This window comes from Flavobacterium sp. (assembly GCF_003525665.1).
GTDB lineage: Bacteria > Bacteroidota > Bacteroidia > Flavobacteriales > Flavobacteriaceae > Flavobacterium.
Genome location: NZ_DQDX01000163.1, coordinates 22,479 through 24,539, shown reverse-complemented (window position 1 = coordinate 24,539; position 2,061 = coordinate 22,479). Strand labels below are relative to the sequence as shown.

Below are 2,061 nucleotides of genomic sequence, written 5' to 3'. Positions count from 1 at the left end.
TGTTTTTTATAAAATTGCGACCAGCTATTTTATAAAAAATGTATCGAGAACTTAGAACTACAATTCGTTTTTCAAAAGTTCTTAATATACCAAAACCTCAACTCTACTCTACCGTCACTACGAGTGATTTTTATAAAATTGCGACTAGCTATTTTATAAAAAATGACCCGAGGCTTGCCGAATTGAGCTTAGCTAATCGAGAACTTAGAACCACAATTCGTTTTTTCTTTGGTTCTAAAAACACCAAAACCTCAACTTTACCCTACCGTCACTTCGAGTGATTTTTTTAATCAAAAATGCTAATTTTTGATTAAAAAAATAGTATCGAGAACTTAGAACCACAATTCGTTTCCATAGGTTCTCGATACAATTTTCTCTTTCAAAAACTGTCGTTTTTAAAACAGAAAATCACTCGAAGTGACGATGGTATGAACTAGGTGATTCGTTTCCATAGGTTCTACACATACCAAACCTTAACACCATTTTAATGTTTGTAGCATTTATAGAACATGAAACTGTCGTAAATTAGCCATTCACAATAATTCTAATCATTATAAAATGGCTACAAATACAAAAGCATTTGGTACGCAAGCTGCCGATGCACCTTTACTGGAAATGACTATTGAGCGCAGAGCAATTGGCGCAAAAGATATTGAAATTGATATATTATATTGCGGTGTTTGTCACTCTGACTTACATACTGCTAGAAACGATTGGGGTTTTACCTCCTATCCTGCTGTTCCCGGACATGAAATTGTAGGAAGAGTTACCGGTGTTGGTAGTGAAGTTACCAAACTGAAAGTAGGCGATTTGGCTGGTGTTGGTTGCCTTGTAGATTCGTGTCACACTTGTGATAGTTGCAAAAAAGATTTAGAACAATATTGCCTTACTGGTTTTACAGGAACTTACAATTCGCCTGACAAGCATCTTGGTGGAATGACCTATGGTGGATATTCTGAAAAAGTGGTTGTGGATGAACATTTTGTTTTGAAAGTGCCAACCAATTTAGATTTGGCTGCCGTTGCACCTTTATTGTGTGCCGGAATCACAACTTGGTCGCCGTTGCGTCATTGGAAGGTTACTAAAGGTAGTAAAGTGGCTGTAGTTGGCCTTGGCGGATTGGGTCACATGGCTATTAAATTGGCTAAAGGACTTGGTGCTGAGGTGACTTTGTTTTCTAGAACTCCTGATAAAGAAAAAGATGCTTTAGATCTTGGTGCCGATGCGGTGATTATTTCTACAGACGACAAGCAAATGCAATCGGTTGCTGGAAAATTTGACTTGATTATTGATACGGTTCCTTATGTTCATGACATCAATCCGTATATTGCTACTTTGGGAATAAGTGGTACCCTGGTTTTAGTGGGTTATCTTGGTGCATTGGAGCCAATGTTGCAAACCGTTCCTATGATTTTAGGAAGAAAAGCGGTTGCTGGTTCGGTAATTGGTGGTATTGCAGAAACGCAAGAAATGCTCGATTTTTGTGGTGAACACAACATTGTATCTGAAATTGAAATCATCAAAATGCAAGACATCAATGAAGCTTACGAACGTATGCTGAAAAGTGATGTTCGCTATAGATTTGTTATAGATATGGCTTCGCTGAAAGCATAATTTGAAACAAATACATTTTTAAAATTCTAATAGATTCAATGCTTAAGTATTGAATTTACTAGAATTTTTGGTCATAAAAAAAAGGTCGCTAATAATCTTCAATTAAATGAAAGATTAAAAGCAACCTTGTAGCGTTCAAAATTTAAAACATAATTACAATAAACCCCTTAGTCATAATTACATCTAGTGTATCGAACGTATACTGTATTTTAATTTTTTGTTCAAAAAGAAAAAACTAAAAATAACTGCAATAGCTATTACGCTGTTTATATTTTGATTTATAGAAACTTCAGCAGGTTGATTAATACTAGCGATCGTTTCTTTGTTTAATCCATTTGTTACTATATAAAAATATTTAAACACTATACCGAAGGCAAAAAACACATATACTTTTTTAATGAAGTTTGTAGTAATTTTTCTAATCATAGCTTCGCGTTCTTTTTATGA

1 protein-coding gene is annotated in these 2,061 nt (G+C 34.7%); it reads left to right on the top strand.

The window, feature by feature from the left end:
* The first annotated feature begins 558 nt into the window (after window positions 1–558).
* Window positions 559–1,614 carry an NAD(P)-dependent alcohol dehydrogenase gene (locus DIU01_RS11555; protein WP_290834601.1) on the top strand — a complete coding sequence of 352 codons (1,056 nt, stop codon included), beginning with the start codon at window positions 559–561 and terminating at the stop codon, window positions 1,612–1,614.
* Window positions 1,615–2,061: the final 447 nt, after the last annotated feature.

Bases quoted from the DNA above. Each gene is read 5' to 3' on its own strand.
- DIU01_RS11555 (WP_290834601.1), top strand. From the start codon at position 559: ATGGCTACAAATACAAAAGCATTTGGTACGCAAGCTGCCGATGCACCT.